Below are 15,741 nucleotides of genomic sequence, written 5' to 3' on the forward strand. Positions count from 1 at the left end.
AATACGATGGCATTTTTGTAAAGAATTGGATAAAACATGTGAACAATAATAGACGATTTGATGTAGTTTTATCTAGTTATTAAGTAGTAAAACAGGTAGTAAAAGTTCATCTTTGATGAATTAATTGATTTAAGTCAAGATATAGCGGTAAAACCACCTACATAATCCTACAAAAGTTCACAAGAGATGCCTTTCAGACGACCCGGAATAAGGCGGTTTGAAAGAGCCGAAAGCGGTATGCCGCGGACGACAAAGGTTGAAAAAATATACCCTGACCTTCTTAAAATAGTTATTAAAGGAAATGACAACTATGAAACGCCAAGCTTTAGCTGCAATCATTGCTTCAGTTTTTGCTTTAGCCGCCTGTGGTGAGCAAGCTGCCCAAAAACCTGCCGAGCAAACCGCTTCCGCTTCCGCTCCTGCAGCTTCCGAGGCTCCTGCTTCCGGTGCTCAAGCTGCTGCCGAAACCCCCGCTGCCGAGCTGCCTGTTATCGACGCGGTAACTACCCACGCTCCTGAAGTTCCGCCTGCCATCGACCGCGACCATCCTGCACGTGTCCGCGTGAAAATGGAAACCGTCGAAAAAACCATGAAAATGGACGATGGCGTGGAATACCACTACTGGACATTTAACGGCGACGTTCCGGGCCGCATGATCCGCGTACGCGAAGGCGATACCGTAGAAGTCGAATTCTCTAACAACCCGTCTTCTACCGTACCGCACAACGTTGACTTCCACGCTGCTACCGGTCAAGGCGGCGGTGCAGAAGCCAGCTTCACTGCTCCGGGCCGTACTTCTACATTCAGCTTCAAAGCCCTGCAACCCGGTCTGTATATCTACCACTGTGCCGTTGCCCCTGTCGGTATGCACATCGCCAACGGTATGTACGGTCTGATCTTGGTTGAACCTAAAGAAGGTCTGCCTAAAGTGGACAAAGAGTTCTACATCGTACAAGGCGACTTCTACACCAAAGGTAAAAAAGGTGCGCAAGGTCTGCAACCGTTCGATATGGACAAAGCCATCGCCGAACAACCTGAATACGTTGTATTTAACGGCCACGTAGGCGCTATCGCCGGCGACAACGCCCTGAAAGCCAAAGCAGGCGAAACCGTCCGTATGTACGTGGGTAACGGTGGTCCGAACCTCGTTTCTTCCTTCCACGTTATCGGTGAGATCTTCGACAAAGTTTACGTAGAAGCCGGCAAACTGATCAACGAAAACGTACAAAGTACCCTGATTCCTGCCGGTGGCGCAGCGATTATCGAATTTAAAGCCGACATCCCGGGCAGCTATACTTTGGTTGACCACTCTATCTTCCGTGCGTTCAACAAAGGCGCATTGGGTCAATTGAAAGTAGAGGGCGCAGAAAACCCTGAAATCATGACCAAAAAACTGGAAGACAAAGCTTATGCAGGTAGCGGTGCCGCTTCAGCCCCTGCCGCTTCAGCTCCGGCTGCCCCTGCATCTTCCGCAGCAGCGCCTGCTTCCGCAGCATCTGCAGGTAAATAAAGGTGACAACTAATCTAGCCATCTCGGCATAGAAACAGAAAAAAGCCACTGCTGTTCCAGCTGATGCAAGGACAACAGTGGCTTTCTTCCACGACCAATCGAAAGATTGGTTTTTCAGACGACCCCTTAAGTATCAAAGGTCGTCTGAAAAACCGGTTTCAAGCATTCACGAACCCGACAAGCCCAAAGCACGATAATTCAGACGGCTTTTAAGGATTTTTATCCGGTTTCGCTATATAATCAGAGCCTAATACTCCGTATTCAGATGAGAAAGCCCGTTATGAAACTCATACCACTCCTCGCCTTCTTTACCCTTGTCGCAAGCGGCAGTGCAGCGGCGGCCGAAATGGCAAAAGTTGAAGGCGGCAGCTACCGCCCGCTCTATCTGAAGAAAGAAACAAACCTCATTAAAGTCAAACCCTTCCAAATCGACAAATATCCCGTTACCAATGCCGAATTTGCAGAGTTTGTCAAAAAACACCCGCAGTGGCAAAAAGGCAAAGTCAGCTCCAAACAAGCCGAACCTGCCTACCTCAAACACTGGGTTAAAACCGGCAGCAACAGCTATGCGCCCAAACCCAACGAACTGAAACATCCGGTAACCAACGTATCTTGGTTTGCCGCCAATGCCTACTGTACTGCGCAAGGCAAACGCCTGCCGACCATAGACCAATGGGAATTTGCCGGACTTGCCTCCGCCACACAGAAAAACGGTTCTGCCGAACCGGGCTACAACCGTACCATTCTTGACTGGTATGCAGACGGCGGCAGAAACGGCTTGCGCGATGTCGGCAAAAGCAAACCCAACTACTGGGGCATTTACGATATGCACGGCTTGATTTGGGAATGGACGGAAGACTTCAACAGCAGCCTGCTCTCGTCTGGCAATGCCGATACGCAAATGTTTTGCAGCGGCGCATCCGTAGGCTCCAGCGACCCATCGAATTACGCCGCCTTCCTGCGCTACGGCATACGCACCAGCCTGCAATCCAAATACGTCTTGCACAACCTAGGCTTCCGCTGCGCCTCGAAATAACCGGTTTCATCACCAAAGCAGCTTTGGCGGTACTGAAAGGTATCGCCTTTTTTTTGCCACTATAAAAGGTCGTCTGAAAACATTCCGTTTCTCCGAAACCATGTTTTCAGACGACCTTTTTGGATGATTGGGTTCTATCGATCTGAATGGGTTGCGTACGTTCTATAGTGGATTAACTTTAAACCAGTACGGCGTTGCCTCGCCTTAGCTCAAAGAGAACGATTCTCTAAGGTGCTGAAGCACCAAGTGAATCGGTTCCGTACTATCTGTACTGTCTGCGGCTTCGTCGCCTTGTCCTGATTTAAATTTAATCCACTATATAAACCTTGCTTATCATTTTCTTCAGATGATTCAAATCAAATATTAATTACATATAATTAATAATATTGTAATAATACTATACAATATAACTAATCCTAAATAATTAAATATAATTATTTAGGATTATTTAGTATTGTTAAAAATTCAAATTTGGAGAATGAAAAGATGAAACTAAACTTATCCGTCAAACCGCTGTGTTTGGTGTTGTCCCTTGTTTTTGCAAATGTTTGTGTTGCTGAAGGTATTGCGACAGGAGCGATGCACAAAAACGGTTCTGCCGCATTGGGCAAAGAATCGAAGGCGGGGGAGAATGCGACCGCGTTGGGCGACAAAGCGGCTGCGGCGGGTTATAAGTCTGTTGCTGCCGGCTATGATTCAAATGCTTCGGGTTTGAGCGCGTCGGTATTTGGCAGCGAGGCTAAGGCGGAAGCATTGCGGACGGTTGCCGTCGGTTTCAGGGCGAACGCAAAAGGAACCAACGATATTGCCGTCGGCGGCGCATCGAAGGCTTCCGGTGGGCAGTCGGTGGCGGTCGGTTTGATGTCGCAGGCAACGGGTTTGCGTTCTATCGCGGTCGGTGAAAGAGCGAAGGCTGGCGATATTGATGCGGTTGCGTTTGGACGCGGCAGCGAAGCCAATGCGCTCAGTTCCACTGCTGTCGGGGATAGGGCAAAAGCCAATGGTACGCAGGCAGTTGCGCTGGCATCTGCTGCCGAGGCAAACGGTTATCAAGCGGTTGCAGTCGGTACGCGCGCGGTTGCCGAGGAAACCAACAGCGTGGCATTGGGCGTAGAATCTTCGTCCACCGCGCTCAACGGTCTTGCCGCCGGTACGCGCGCACGGGTACGGAAATCCGGCGGAACGGCTTTGGGCGCAGGTGCTGCCGCATTTGAGGAAAAATCCGCTGCTTTGGGCTACAAAGCGGAAGCGCGTCAACAAAACTCCGTAGCGCTCGGTACGGACAGCGTTGCCGATACTGCGGCAGGCGTTGCAGGCCATGATTTTGCTACCGGCGCGGCAAGTACGGAAACAGGCAGAACATGGGTATCGACTTTAGGTGCGGTATCTGTCGGCAGCGAACAAAACAGCCGCCAGATTACTAATGTTGCTGCGGGTAAGGAGGATACGGACGCGGTCAACGTTGCCCAAGTGAAGAGCCTTGCCCGCCAAAGCCAAAGCAGCCTTGCCGCAGCCGAGAGCAATCACCAGACACAAATCGCCGCTTTGCGCAACGAGGCCAAAGTCCGTATGGATAAACTTGAAGAGCGTGCTGATTCAGGCTCCGCCGCTGCAATCGCGGTCGGCAGCCTCGGACAGGCATATCAGCCGGGACAAGGCGCGGTTTCCGTCGCAAGCGGTATCTGGCGCGGTAAAAGCGGTTACGCCGTAGGTATTTCCAAAGTATCCGCCAGCGGCAAATGGCTGGTTAAAGGCTCGGCAGTCGGCGCGGCGAAAGGCGGTGCGGGCGGCGGCGCCAGCGTAACCTACCTCTGGTAATCGTCGTTAGACGTATTGTCGAAAGGTCGTCTGAAAACATTCCGTTTCGTCGAAACCGTGTTTTTCAGACGACCTCGTTCTTGATAATTCCATATTTGTCCCAATTTTGTAGGAGTTATTAATTTTCGAAAGAACAAAATGAAACCCAAATATGCTCCGCTTTTCCAATCTTTCACACTCAACAACGGCGTAACCGTCAAAAACCGCCTCGCCGTTGCGCCCATGACCCATTTCGGTTCGCACGCCGATGGTTTAATCAGTGACCAAGAACGCACGTTTCTCGGCAATCGCGCAGGTGATATAGGTCTCTTTATCTCCGCCGCCACTTTGGTTCAAGAAGGCGGCAAAGCCTTTCGTGGACAGCCCGAAGCTACGGGTGAAAACTGCCTCGACAGCCTGAAAGAAACCGCCCAAATCATTCAAAAACAAGGTGCAAAAGCGATTTTGCAAATCCATCACGGCGGCTCCCAAGCGATGGTAGAACTCAACCACCGCGACAAAATCAGTGCGTCCGCCAGCGAAAAGGATGGAGCGCGTGAAGCGAGTGCCGCAGAAGTGGAAGAACTCATCGCCTCCTTCGCCCAAGCTGCCGATTTGGCACTTCGCGCAGGCTTTGACGGTGTGGAAATCCACGGCGCGAACGGCTATTTAATCCAACAGTTTTACTCCGCCCAAAGCAACCGCCGCAACGACCAATGGGGCGGCAGCTTGGAAAACAGAATGCGCTTCCCACTCGCCGTCGTCGATGCCGTTGCCGCAGTTCGTGAAAAACACCAACGCAACGATTTCATCATCGGCTACCGTTTCTCGCCCGAAGAAGCAGGCGAAGACGGGTTGACCATGACCGAAACCGGCGCACTGATTGACGCCTTGGTGCAAAAGCCGCTGCAATATCTGCACGTTTCCTTATGGGAATTCGACAAGAAAATCCGACGCGGCGGCGATACGGCGCAAACCCGTATGCAGTTTATCCACGACCGTATCAACGGCAAGCTGCCTCTTATCGGCGTGGGCAACCTGTTTACCGCTGATCAAATTTTGGCGGCGTTTGAAACCGGCTGGGCGGAATTTATCGCACTAGGCAAAACCGTCATGATCAATCCGCACATCGCCACACAAATCAGCGAAGGCCGCGAAGCCGAAATCGAAACGCAACTCGACCCGACGCGCGCCGACCATTACGGTTTGCCCGACATCCTGTGGGAATTTTCCGCCAGCGGTACCCAATCTTGGCTGCCGCCGGTAATGTTTGTTTGAACAATTCAGCCGCCTACCCATTTTTTGAGCGGGGTAGGGGATGAAATTACCGTTATAGCTAAAGAGGTCGTTTGAAAAACGTTTTCAGACGACCTTTTTATTGTTTAGCTTCAAGGCAAAGACGGTTGATGATTCTAGTTGGCTCTATGTTGCGGATGAAAATGTATTATCGAGCAAGGGGAACTAAACAATCATGGTCTTGCCGTTGTTTACCCTATGGGTCGTCTGAAACGGAAAATGTCGGCTTTTTGAAGAGCCTTATTTATAGTGGATTAACAAAAATCAGGACAAGGCGACGAAGCCGCAGACAGTACAGATAGTACGGAACCGATTCACTTGGTGCTTCAGCACCTTAGAGAATCGTTCTCTTTGAGCTAAGGCGAGGCAACGCCGTACTTGTTTAAATTTAATCCACTATATTAAGCCGATGCGCGTGATGAGATGGTTTGGCGATGCGTAGTTTTCAATGTGTTGTTATATGTCATATATTATTTTCATTTAAATCAGTTGGTTGAGAAAATATGAAGATTTTTTTAACTTGCAGTTTGAGTACCTTGTCATATATATGGTTTAATTCATGCTTTGAGTTGTAATGCTGTTGTTTATAATTACTTGAAAATGTGCTGTTATTTATAATATAACCAAATTATTGATTTTTATATTTTTTGACTTTGTGGGCAATGATGCAGATTGTCTTTGGCAGGGTTGGTGTAAGGAGTAAAAAATGCATGTTGTCGTTCTTCCATCGTGGTATCCGAAATCTGAAACCGATGTGGACGGGATTTTCTTCCGTTTGCAGGCGCAGGCTTTGCAGCGCAAGGGTTTGAAAGTAGGGGTCATTGCGCCTTTGTTCCGTTCTTTGCGGACGGAGTGGAGAAGTATTCTGACCGGACCTTACGGAATGCGCCATCACAATCAGGGCGGTTTGAATACTTATGTTTACGACAGCATGTATTTTTTCCCGCATTGCCCCGTCGTCGATATCGACCGTATCCGTTGGGTAAGGGCGGGCATGAAGGCTTTTAAGCGGTATGTGGTGGAAAACGGTAAGCCTGATGTCCTTCATGCGCATACGATGAATTTCGGCGGCGTTTTGGCGTATGAAATCTCAAAAAAATACGGTATTCCTTATGTGATTACCGAACACAGCAGCGCAATCGCCCGCAATCTCGTCCGCCCAAACCAATGGCCGATCATGAAAGAATCCGCACAACATTGTCAGGAACGCTTTGCGGTCAGCAAGGATTTTTGTGCGTTGCTGCGCGAGAAATACGGATTGGACTGGGAATATCTGCCGAATATTTTGGGTGATAATTTTGCGCGTCCGTTCGAGCCTTTTGATAAATCTCATCAGGATTTCACGTTTTGCTCCGTCTCCCACTTACGCCATCTCAAAGGCCATGATTTATTGCTCCCTGCCTTTGCCAAGGCTTTGGAGAAATACCCCTTCCTCAAACTCAAAATCGGCGGCAATGGCGTGGAAGCAGCGAATCTGCGCCGCTTGACCGAGGAGTTGGGCATCGGTCATGCCGTCACCTTTTTGGGTGCTTTGAAAACGGAAGAGGTCTTGGACTTGATGCGCCATAGCAATGCTTTTGTGCTCGCCAGCCGAGTGGAAACGTTCGGCGTGGTATTTATCGAGGCGCTTTCGCAAGGTTTGCCGGTCATTGCGACGATGTGCGGCGGGCCTCAGTCGATAGTCAATGAAGACAACGGTTATCTGATTCCGACTGAAAACATAGAGGCATTGAGCGAGGCACTGATTCGGATGTATGAAGAACGCGAGAAATTTTCGGCGGAAAAATTGCGTGCAGATTGTTTGAACGAGTTTGGCGAAGATGCCGTGATTGGAAGGCTGATTCAAGCGTTTGAAAAAGTGACCGGCAAATCGGCGGAAGCGTGAATCAATCACGGTATGTGAGAGCAGAAGGCTTGCGACCAGGCTTAGAGTCTGGTGCAAGCCTTTATTGTTTGCGAATATGGGTTCTTTGTGATTAGAATTACCCGTTTTGATGATAAATTCAAATTTTGGGCAGGCAAAACAAGATTTATGCCGCTTTAAATACGCAAATATTAAGGAAATCCCAATGAAAATCAAACTTTCAGCCTTCGTCTTGTCACTTGCCGTTTGTACGCATGCCCATGAGCTGACTACGCGTCCGGTTGAGCATACTTGCCCGATAGGCGGCGAAAAATTCACATCGGTTATGGTAATGTCGGGCTTTTCGATCGATATGAAGACTGATTTGGAGCCGGTAGGTATGGTTATGGCGCCAGCCCCTATTCCGGTTTGTCCGAGCAATAAGTTTGTCATGTTTAAGGACGACTTTACACAACAAGAATTGGATAAGTATGAAAAAGTCATCCGGAGCGAGGCTTATCTCAAGCAGGTGGCTGAAAAGGCCTCAGCGCAAAGGTTGGCGGGGGTGATGTTGGAGTTGGCAGGCGAAAATCAAAACGCAGAACAAATGATGTCGATATTTTTGCATGCCAGCTGGCTGGGCGGTCATCAGCAAGATCTGGAGAAAGTCCTGCATTACGCTGATTTGACTTTGAAAGATGGCAGCCTGCCGGCTGAAAAGCGTGTGAATACCAAGCTTGTGCGCGGAGAAATGTTGCGCAAACTGAGTCGGTTTGATGAGGCGAAAAAGCAGTTTGAAGAATTGACAAATGAGCCGACGGTTAAAGCTTCCGAGTATTTGCAAAAACTGACGGAGCTGGAGTTGGAACTGACAGCAGAAAAAGACACCTATTCGCATCCGGTAAGGCAAACCTTGAGTTTGCGCGGCAAAATAAAAGACAAATAATCATCATTGCAAGATTGGGGCACGTTGCTTTGCGTTGAATGTATAGTGGATTAACTTTAAACCAGTACGGCGTTACCTCGCCTTAGCTCAAAGAGAACGATTCTCTAAGGTGATGAAGCACCAAGTGAATCGGTTCCGTACTATAGTCAATTAAAAACAAAATGGTACAATACTCAACTTTGAAGGTCTAACCATGGCATACTCTGCGGACTTAAGAAACAAAGCTTTAAACTATTACGAACAATGCAAAAATATCAGCCAAACCGCAGTAACGTTTAACTTGTCAAGAAACACGCTTTACCTGTGGATTCGCCTTAAAAAGCAAACAGGCAGCCTAAAACATCAAGTTACCGGTCTAAATGCCGTCAAATTGGATAGGCAAAAACTGGCTCAATATGTTGAGCAACACCAGGATGCCTATCTACATGAAATCGCCAAACATTTTGATTGTACGCCAGCCGCCGTTTGCTATGCACTCAAACAGATGGGGATGACGCGCAAAAAAAGACCACCACTTACAAAGAACAAGACCCGGCCAAAGTGACGCATTATTTGACACAGCTGGCCGAATTTTCCGACTACCAACGCGTTTATTTGGATGAAACAGGATTTGACCGCTACCTGTTCCGTCCCTATGCCCGCAGCCCGAAAGGGCAAATAGTGAAAGCGCAGATAAGTGGAAAAAGATACCGACGCTTATCTCTGGTGTCCGCACAAGTCGGCAACCGGCTGATTGCTCCGATGGTTTATCAAGATACGATGACCGGAGTTTTTTTTGAAGCGTGGTTTCAGCAATGCCTACTGCCCGCATTGACTCAAAAATCGGTGATTATTTTAGATAATGCACGATTTCACCGTATGGGTGTCTTACGGGAAATGGCGGAAAAATGGGGACATAAGGTATTGCCTCTTGCACCTTATTCACCTGAGCTCAACCCGATTGAGAAGGTGTGGGCGAATATTAAGCGGTATCTGCGAACCGTATTGTCTGATTACGCCCGATTTGACGATGCGTTACTGTCCTATTTTAAATTTAATTGACTATATCTGTACTGTCTTCGGCTTCGTTGCCTTGTCCTGATTTAAATTTAATCCACTATATTTGACCGCCATATACGGCAAAAGGTCGTCTGAAACCTGATTTGGGGTTTCAGACGACCTTTTGCTTTAGGGCTTACAGTTTATTTTGCTGCGGAAGCGCCGGAGCTTGCTGCGGAGGCTGCTGTGGCACTTGCTGCCGAAGCGGTAGAAGCGGCTTCGGCTTTCGCACCGGCTGCTGCGTTTTCACCCCAGGCGGCAGGGTATTTGTAACCTGCGAAGCGTTGGCGCGCGTAGGCTTTGAACTCGTCGGAGTTGTAGGCTTCGGTTACGTCTTTGAGCCATTGGCTGTCTTTGTCGGCGGTTTTGACGGCTGCCCAGTTGACGTAGGCGAAGCTCGGTTCTTGGAACAGGGCTTCGGTCAGCTTCATGCCGCTGCTCATGGCGTAGTTGCCGTTAACGATGGCGAAATCGACGTCGGCGCGGCTGCGCGGCAGTTGTGCGGCTTCAAGCTCTATGATTTTGATGTTTTTCGGATTTTCGGCGATGTCGGCTTTTGAAGCAGTCAGCGGATTAACACCGTCTTTCAACTTAACCCAGCCCAATTCGTTCAACATGACCAGCGCGCGGGCGAAGTTGGACGGGTCGTTAGGTGCGGAAACGCTGCTGCCGTCTTTGACTTCGTCCAGCGATTTCAGTTTGCCCGGATACAGGCCCAAAGGCGCGGTCGGCACTTGGAAGGCTTCGGTGATGTCTAATTTGTGTTCTTTTTTGAAGTCGTCCAGATAAGGCTTGTGTTGGAAAATGTTGATGTCCAGTTCGCCTTCTGCCAAAGCGAGGTTGGGGCGGACGTAGTCGGCAAATTCAAGCAGTTTGACGGTATAACCTTTTTTCTCCAGCGCAGGTTTGATTTGGTCTTTGACCATGTCGCCGAAGTCGCCGACGGTCGTACCGAAGACGATTTCTTTTTTTGCGCCATTGTCGGCGGCAGGCGATGCGGCAGATGCGGCGGATGTACTGTCTTTTTGACCGCCGCAGGCTGCCAGTATCAAGGTGAGCGCGGCGGCGGAAAGGGTTTTGAAGAAGGTGTTTGTCTGCATGTTTTACTCCTGGTAAGTGTTAAGTCGATTTTTCAGACGGCCTCTGCCGTCGGGACAGTTGGGATTTTAAATCCATTTATGGGAAACGGGACGGTTTTTTATGGTGAGGTACAGGCCTTTGGCGGAACGGTAACACAGCCAAATCAATCCCGCTTTAAAAGTCAGGGCTGAGATGAGCTTGAGCCAATCCAACGAGGTGGCGAACGGAGAAATATCAAAGGCGGTATCGGCACTTTCATACATTTCATCTGTTCCGTCGATTACGGCGTGTCCGTCCATTTCATCATCATAGTCTTCTGCCATCATGGCACTTTCATCCGGCTCGCTGATTTCGCCCATTTCATCGATGTCCATCGTGCCAATCGATCCGTTCATTTCCCCTATGGAAACCATATCGTCAAATGAAAGGATGCCCCAGATGGGGACAGGGGAGGCGATAAGGGACCATATCATAAAGACAGCTAATAGCCCGACACACAATAAAATGAAGAAACCCATATCGTTACGCATCATTTTGCTGTTGCGCGCGTTGACGTCGGAGGGCGGGTGTTCTAATTTTTCCAAGATGACGAGTTGGGCAAGAAAGATGCCGATACTCAGCCCTATGTACCATATTTTCGGCATATGGTTCATGGGGCCGATAAAGTACCAAAGGATATTGCCGAAATTGACTAAATAAACGGCAATTAGAATTTTTTTGGCGGATTTCATGTTGTATTTTTCACTCAAAAGGTCGTCTGAAAATGCATCAGGTGTATTTTCAGACGACCTTGTTTGCGTTTGTGAGGTTTAACGTTTGTCCAATTTCCGCGCCAACGCGTTGCCGGTGCTTTGAATCAGAATAACGAGCAGTACGAGGATGGCGACGATGAAAATGATGACTTCGGTTTGATAGCGGTAGTAGCCGTAGCGGATGGCGAGGTCGCCCAAGCCGCCGCCGCCTATCATGCCAGCCGCCGCGCTGTATGAGAGCAGACCGATGGCGAGGACGGTGATGCTGGAAACCATGCCCGCGCGGGCTTCGTTCAAGAGGACTTTGCGGACGATGGCAAGCGGTGATGCGCCCATGGCGGTGGCGGCTTCAATCACGCCTTTGGGAACTTCGCGCAGGTTTTGTTCCACCAGTCGGGCGAAGTAAAACAGGCCGGACACGCTCAATACCAGTGAGGCGGCAATCGGGCCGATGGTGCTGCCGACGATGGCGCGGGTGGCGGGTATCATGGCAATCATCAGGATGACGAAGGGGAAGGCGCGCATCAGGTTGACTAAGTTGTCGAGCAGGAAATTTACCGGCTTGTTGTAATGAAGCTGGCGGTTGGAAGTCACGAAAAGCAAGACGCCCAAGAGTGTGCCGAAGATGACGGCAATCGTGGTGGACAACCCGACCATGACGAAAGTTTCGCCCAATGCGCGGACGATTTCGTCTTTCATGCCGACGATGGTGGAAACGGCTTGTTCGAATGTTAAGTCTGCCATATCAGTCCTCCCGAATCAGTTCGCGCCCGATTTCGGATTGGGCGTGGATTTGGTTGCCGCGTACTTCGACAATTTCCACCACTTTTCCTTTATCCAAGAGGGCGGCGCGGTCGCACAGGCGGCGGATGACGCTCATTTCGTGGGTTACGATGACGATGGTAACGTTGAAGCGCTTGTTGATATCTTCTAGACATTCCAAGACGCTGCGCGTGGTGGCGGGGTCGAGGGCGGAAGTGGGTTCGTCGGCGAGGATGACTTGGGGTTTGGGCGCGAGCGCGCGGGCGATGCCGACGCGCTGTTTTTGTCCGCCGGAAAGCTGGGCGGGGTAGTGGTCGGCACGTTCGGTCAAGCCGACGATTTCAAGGCATTCTTTAACGCGCTCTTTGATTTTTTCAGACGACCATCCGGCGATTTCCAAAGGAAAGGCAACATTGTCGGCAACGGTGCGGTTGCTCAAAAGATTAAACTGCTGAAACACCATGCCGATATTTTGCCGCGCCTGACGCAATGCGGCGGCATCGAGCGCGGTCAGTTCTTGTCCGCACACGTTGACCTTACCGCTGTCGGGACGTTCCAACAGGTTAATCAGGCGCAGCAGGGTGGATTTGCCCGCGCCGGAATAGCCCATCAGACCGAAGATTTCGCCGTCTTGGATTTCGAGGCTGGTCGGCTCGACGGCGGCAAAACGGGTTTTGTCGCGTGTTTGGTAATGTTTGGAAACGTTGTCCAAAATAATCATAAATACTTCCTGATACTTCCGGAAAAAAAAGAAGCCCGATGCTGTACACAACGGGCTTGGATATAAAGAAAGGAATAAAAACAGCAGAAAATGAAAATACGCTTTAGCTGTTTATGCCCGCAAGCTGTGTCAAATCGGCAATGTTAACTCAGATACGACTATAATCAAAATCGGTAACTTTGTCAAGTTTTGATATGATTTGTAATTTTAAAATAATAAATTGTCAGTTTATTTGCCGAAAAGCTCCGCCACCATGCGGGCTTCTTCCTCGGTATAAGCCGCGCCGTTGAGCTTGGCGGTCAGGATAAATTCGCCGCTTAACCCTTGTTTGGCGCAGGTTTCGCGCCAGCCTTGCAGCCGTTCTTCGTCGCTGGCTTTACGTTTCAGACGACCTATGGTTTGTGCGGCCTGTTTGGTTTGTTCGTTCATACAGTTCCTTAACAAAAGGCAAAAGGTCGTCTGAAAATTTTCAGACGACCTCATGATTATTTGATAACCCGCGCCAGCAAGGCTTTTTCTTTGCCCTGCATATTCGGGATTTTGACTTGGATGCCGTTGCCCGGGGCGACTTCGACGGCTGCGCCTTTGCGGGTCATTTGTTCCAGCGTAACGGTTTGGTTGCCTTCGGGGTGGATGATTTCCAAAGTGTCGCCGACGGCAAAGCGGTTTTTAACTTCCACCGTTGCCCAGCCTTCGGCGTCGATTTCGGTAACGTGTCCGACGTATTGGCTTTGTTTGGCGGTGGAATGGCCGCTGAGGTAGTTTTGATAGTCTTGGGTTTGGTGGCGTTCGAGGAAGCCGCTGGTGTAGCCGCGGTTGGCGAGGCCTTCGAGTTCGCTCAGCAAACTGTAGTCGAACGGACGGCCTGCGACGGCATCGTCAATCGCTTTGCGGTAGGACTGGGCGACGCGGGCGACGTAGTAGAGCGACTTGGTGCGGCCTTCGACTTTGAGGCTGTCCACGCCGATTTTGGCGAGTTTTTCAACGACTTCGATACCGCGAAGGTCTTTGGAATTCATGATGTAGGTGCCGTGTTCGTCTTCCATAATCGGCATCATTTCGCCGGGACGGTTGGACTCTTCAATCAGGAAGACTTTGTCGGCGTAGGGGTGGCGTTTCTGACCGTTGATGCCTTCGAAGTTTTGGTTGGCTTCTTCTTGGGCTTTTTCAAAGTTGAAACCTTGCAGAAGCTGGGCATCGCCCGTATCGCTTTCAGTGGCGTTGTGGACTTTGTAGTCCCAGCGGCAGGAGTTGGTGCAGGTGCCTTGGTTGGGGTCGCGGTGGTTGAAATAGCCCGACAATAGGCAACGGCCTGAGTAGGCGATGCACAATGCGCCGTGGATGAAGACTTCGAGTTCGATGTCGGGGCATTCTTGGCGGATTTCGGCGATTTCTTCCATGCTTAATTCGCGCGACAGGATAATGCGCTCAACACCGATTTTCTGCCAGAATTTCACGCCCCAGTAGTTGGTGGTGTTGGCCTGTACGGACAGGTGGATCGGCATTTCCGGCCATTTTTCGCGCACAGTCATAATCAAACCCGGATCCGCCATAATCAGCGCGTCGGGCTTCATGGCAATCAGCGGCTCCATGTCGGCAACGAAGGTTTTGAGTTTGGAGTTGTGCGGCAGGGTGTTGACGGTCAAAAAGAATTTTTTGTTGCGCTCGTGCGCTTCCTTAATGCCTTGCTCAAGGACGTCGAGTTTGGCAAATTCGTTGTTGCGGGCGCGCAGGGAGTAACGCGGGCTGCCGGCATAAACGGCGTCTGCGCCGTAGTCGTAGGCGGCGCGCATACGTTCGAGGCCGCCGGCGGGAAGGAGGAGTTCGGGTGCTTTCATGTTCGTGCTTTATAAAAGGTTTCAGACGACCTTTTGAATCACGGGGAAAGGTCGTCTGAAAAGGTGTTTTAAGGATGGGCGGATTATCCGCCTTTTTGTCGGGACGGTCAATTTTGCGGCGGCATATCGGGATTGTTTGGCGTTGTTTTTTCAGAAGAAAACGGATTTAGGAGTGACAATGGGCGGATAGGTACGACGGGCGGGGAAATGTAAAAAACGGACGGCAACCCGATTAATTTAACAAAAAGGCATTCAAAGAATGTATTTTCTTGTAAAATATCGAGTTTCATTTTTCCAATGTTCGGGAATCGGGCGGCTGCCGCAAACCGTTTCCCGGAGTTTTAGACAGGCGGACGAGTATGGATTTTCGGTTTGACATTATTTACGAATACCGCTGGATGTTTTTCTACGGCGCGCTGACGACGCTGGGCTTGACCGTAGTGGCGACGGCGGGCGGCTCCGTATTGGGTCTGCTGCTCGCGCTGGCGCGCTTGATTCATCTGGAAAAGGCGGGTGCGCCCATGCGCGCGCTGGCTTGGGTTTTACGTAAGGTTTCGCTGCTGTATGTAACGTTGTTCCGTGGTACGCCGCTGTTTGTGCAGATTGTGATTTGGTCTTACGTCTGGTTCCCGTTTTTCGTCCATCCTACCGACGGTTTGCTGATTAACGGCGACGAGGCGGTGGAAATCCGACGCTCTTACGGCGCGCTGATTGCCGGTTCGCTTGCCTTGATTGCCAACTCCGGCGCATATATCTGCGAGATTTTCCGCGCGGGCATCCAGTCCATCGACCGCGGTCAGATGGAAGCGGCGCGTTCGCTGGGTCTGACTTATCCGCAGGCGATGCGCTATGTGATTCTTCCGCAGGCGTTGCGCCGTATGCTGCCGCCGCTTGCCAGCGAATTTATTACGCTTTTGAAAGACAGCTCGCTGTTGTCCGTTATCGCCGTGGCGGAGCTGGCTTATGTGCAAAGTACGATTAGTGGCCGCTATTCCGTTTATGAAGAACCGCTCTATACCGTCGCGCTGATTTATCTCTTGATGACGACTTTCTTGGGCTGGGTGTTCCTGCGCTTGGAAAACCGCTACAACCCGCAGCATCGTTGATTTCCGAATAAGCCGA

At 50.3% G+C, this 15,741-nt stretch carries 14 protein-coding genes and 1 pseudogene; 8 read left to right on the forward strand and 7 right to left on the reverse strand.

The window, feature by feature from the left end:
- Positions 1-310: 310 nt before the first annotated feature.
- Positions 311-1,510 (forward strand): copper-containing nitrite reductase, encoded by a 1,200-nt coding sequence (gene nirK, locus H3L95_RS00100; RefSeq protein WP_040668449.1) that lies wholly within the window; start codon positions 311-313, stop codon positions 1,508-1,510.
- 280 nt (positions 1,511-1,790) lie between these two features.
- Positions 1,791-2,546: a formylglycine-generating enzyme family protein gene (locus tag H3L95_RS00105; RefSeq protein ID WP_040668451.1), complete on the forward strand. Its 756-nt coding sequence runs from the start codon at positions 1,791-1,793 to the stop codon at positions 2,544-2,546.
- Positions 2,547-2,803: 257 nt separating this feature from the next.
- Here the strand turns inward: H3L95_RS00105 and H3L95_RS13625 are convergent.
- A pseudogene (locus H3L95_RS13625) lies at positions 2,804-2,866 on the reverse strand (transposase); the annotation flags it as partial.
- A gap of 166 nt (positions 2,867-3,032) precedes the next feature.
- Between H3L95_RS13625 and H3L95_RS00110 the strand changes: the two are divergent.
- The 5 genes from H3L95_RS00110 to H3L95_RS00135 all read left to right on the forward strand — a co-directional run bounded on the left by H3L95_RS00110 (position 3,033) and on the right by H3L95_RS00135 (position 9,469).
- The gene (locus tag H3L95_RS00110; protein WP_003758158.1) at positions 3,033-4,364 is read left to right on the forward strand and encodes a YadA-like family protein; all 1,332 of its coding nucleotides are present in this window, start codon (positions 3,033-3,035) and stop codon (positions 4,362-4,364) included.
- Between the two features lie 138 nt (positions 4,365-4,502).
- A complete protein-coding gene (locus tag H3L95_RS00115) occupies positions 4,503-5,621 on the forward strand; it encodes an NADH-dependent flavin oxidoreductase (RefSeq protein ID WP_003758160.1) in 1,119 nt (372 codons plus the stop codon).
- Positions 5,622-6,345: 724 nt separating this feature from the next.
- Positions 6,346-7,524: a glycosyltransferase gene (locus H3L95_RS00125; protein WP_003758165.1), complete on the forward strand. Its 1,179-nt coding sequence runs from the start codon at positions 6,346-6,348 to the stop codon at positions 7,522-7,524.
- Between the two features lie 184 nt (positions 7,525-7,708).
- A complete protein-coding gene (locus tag H3L95_RS00130; protein WP_040668452.1) occupies positions 7,709-8,428 on the forward strand; it encodes a hypothetical protein in 720 nt (239 codons plus the stop codon).
- 193 nt (positions 8,429-8,621) lie between these two features.
- Positions 8,622-9,469, forward strand: a protein-coding gene (locus H3L95_RS00135) for an IS630 family transposase (RefSeq protein ID WP_128887946.1) whose coding sequence is annotated in 2 segments (ribosomal slippage) — positions 8,622-8,937 and positions 8,937-9,469 — 849 coding nt in all. Because the reading frame shifts where the segments join, the coding sequence is not laid out codon by codon here.
- A 140-nt stretch (positions 9,470-9,609) separates the two neighbouring features.
- Here the strand turns inward: H3L95_RS00135 and H3L95_RS00140 are convergent.
- The 6 genes from H3L95_RS00140 to trhP form a co-directional block, all read right to left on the reverse strand.
- Positions 9,610-10,566 carry a MetQ/NlpA family ABC transporter substrate-binding protein gene (locus tag H3L95_RS00140; protein ID WP_003759981.1) on the reverse strand — a complete coding sequence of 319 codons (957 nt, stop codon included), beginning with the start codon at positions 10,564-10,566 and terminating at the stop codon, positions 9,610-9,612.
- Between the two features lie 66 nt (positions 10,567-10,632).
- Entirely contained in the window at positions 10,633-11,277 is a 645-nt protein-coding gene (locus tag H3L95_RS00145; RefSeq protein WP_003759979.1) for a hypothetical protein, read from the reverse strand.
- 78 nt (positions 11,278-11,355) lie between these two features.
- Positions 11,356-12,042, reverse strand: coding sequence for a methionine ABC transporter permease (locus H3L95_RS00150; RefSeq protein WP_003759977.1), 687 nt, complete (start codon positions 12,040-12,042; stop codon positions 11,356-11,358).
- A 1-nt stretch (position 12,043) separates the two neighbouring features.
- On the reverse strand, positions 12,044-12,781 hold the full coding sequence (locus tag H3L95_RS00155) for a methionine ABC transporter ATP-binding protein (protein WP_003759974.1): 738 nt from the start codon (positions 12,779-12,781) through the stop codon (positions 12,044-12,046).
- Positions 12,782-13,009: 228 nt separating this feature from the next.
- Complete coding sequence (locus tag H3L95_RS00160; RefSeq protein WP_003759971.1) at positions 13,010-13,210, reverse strand: hypothetical protein; 201 nt, start codon at positions 13,208-13,210, stop codon at positions 13,010-13,012.
- Positions 13,211-13,266: 56 nt separating this feature from the next.
- Positions 13,267-14,619: a prephenate-dependent tRNA uridine(34) hydroxylase TrhP gene (trhP, locus tag H3L95_RS00165; RefSeq protein WP_003759969.1), complete on the reverse strand. Its 1,353-nt coding sequence runs from the start codon at positions 14,617-14,619 to the stop codon at positions 13,267-13,269.
- A gap of 359 nt (positions 14,620-14,978) precedes the next feature.
- Between trhP and H3L95_RS00170 the strand changes: the two genes are divergently transcribed.
- Positions 14,979-15,725 carry an amino acid ABC transporter permease gene (locus H3L95_RS00170; RefSeq protein WP_003759965.1) on the forward strand — a complete coding sequence of 249 codons (747 nt, stop codon included), beginning with the start codon at positions 14,979-14,981 and terminating at the stop codon, positions 15,723-15,725.
- Positions 15,726-15,741 lie beyond the last annotated feature (16 nt).

The organism is Neisseria sicca, from assembly GCF_014054945.1.
GTDB lineage: Bacteria > Pseudomonadota > Gammaproteobacteria > Burkholderiales > Neisseriaceae > Neisseria > Neisseria sicca.

Bases quoted from the DNA above. Each gene is read 5' to 3' on its own strand.
- H3L95_RS00110 (WP_003758158.1), top strand. From the start codon at position 3,033: ATGAAACTAAACTTATCCGTCAAACCGCTGTGTTTGGTGTTGTCCCTT.
- H3L95_RS00150 (WP_003759977.1), bottom strand. From the start codon at position 12,042: ATGGCAGACTTAACATTCGAACAAGCCGTTTCCACCATCGTCGGCATG.
- H3L95_RS00155 (WP_003759974.1), bottom strand. From the start codon at position 12,781: ATGATTATTTTGGACAACGTTTCCAAACATTACCAAACACGCGACAAA.
- H3L95_RS00170 (WP_003759965.1), top strand. From the start codon at position 14,979: ATGGATTTTCGGTTTGACATTATTTACGAATACCGCTGGATGTTTTTC.
- H3L95_RS00160 (WP_003759971.1), bottom strand. From the start codon at position 13,210: ATGAACGAACAAACCAAACAGGCCGCACAAACCATAGGTCGTCTGAAA.
- H3L95_RS00125 (WP_003758165.1), top strand. From the start codon at position 6,346: ATGCATGTTGTCGTTCTTCCATCGTGGTATCCGAAATCTGAAACCGAT.
- trhP (WP_003759969.1), bottom strand. From the start codon at position 14,619: ATGAAAGCACCCGAACTCCTCCTTCCCGCCGGCGGCCTCGAACGTATG.
- H3L95_RS00105 (WP_040668451.1), top strand. From the start codon at position 1,791: ATGAAACTCATACCACTCCTCGCCTTCTTTACCCTTGTCGCAAGCGGC.
- H3L95_RS00130 (WP_040668452.1), top strand. From the start codon at position 7,709: ATGAAAATCAAACTTTCAGCCTTCGTCTTGTCACTTGCCGTTTGTACG.
- H3L95_RS00140 (WP_003759981.1), bottom strand. From the start codon at position 10,566: ATGCAGACAAACACCTTCTTCAAAACCCTTTCCGCCGCCGCGCTCACC.
- H3L95_RS00145 (WP_003759979.1), bottom strand. From the start codon at position 11,277: ATGAAATCCGCCAAAAAAATTCTAATTGCCGTTTATTTAGTCAATTTC.
- nirK (WP_040668449.1), top strand. From the start codon at position 311: ATGAAACGCCAAGCTTTAGCTGCAATCATTGCTTCAGTTTTTGCTTTA.
- H3L95_RS00115 (WP_003758160.1), top strand. From the start codon at position 4,503: ATGAAACCCAAATATGCTCCGCTTTTCCAATCTTTCACACTCAACAAC.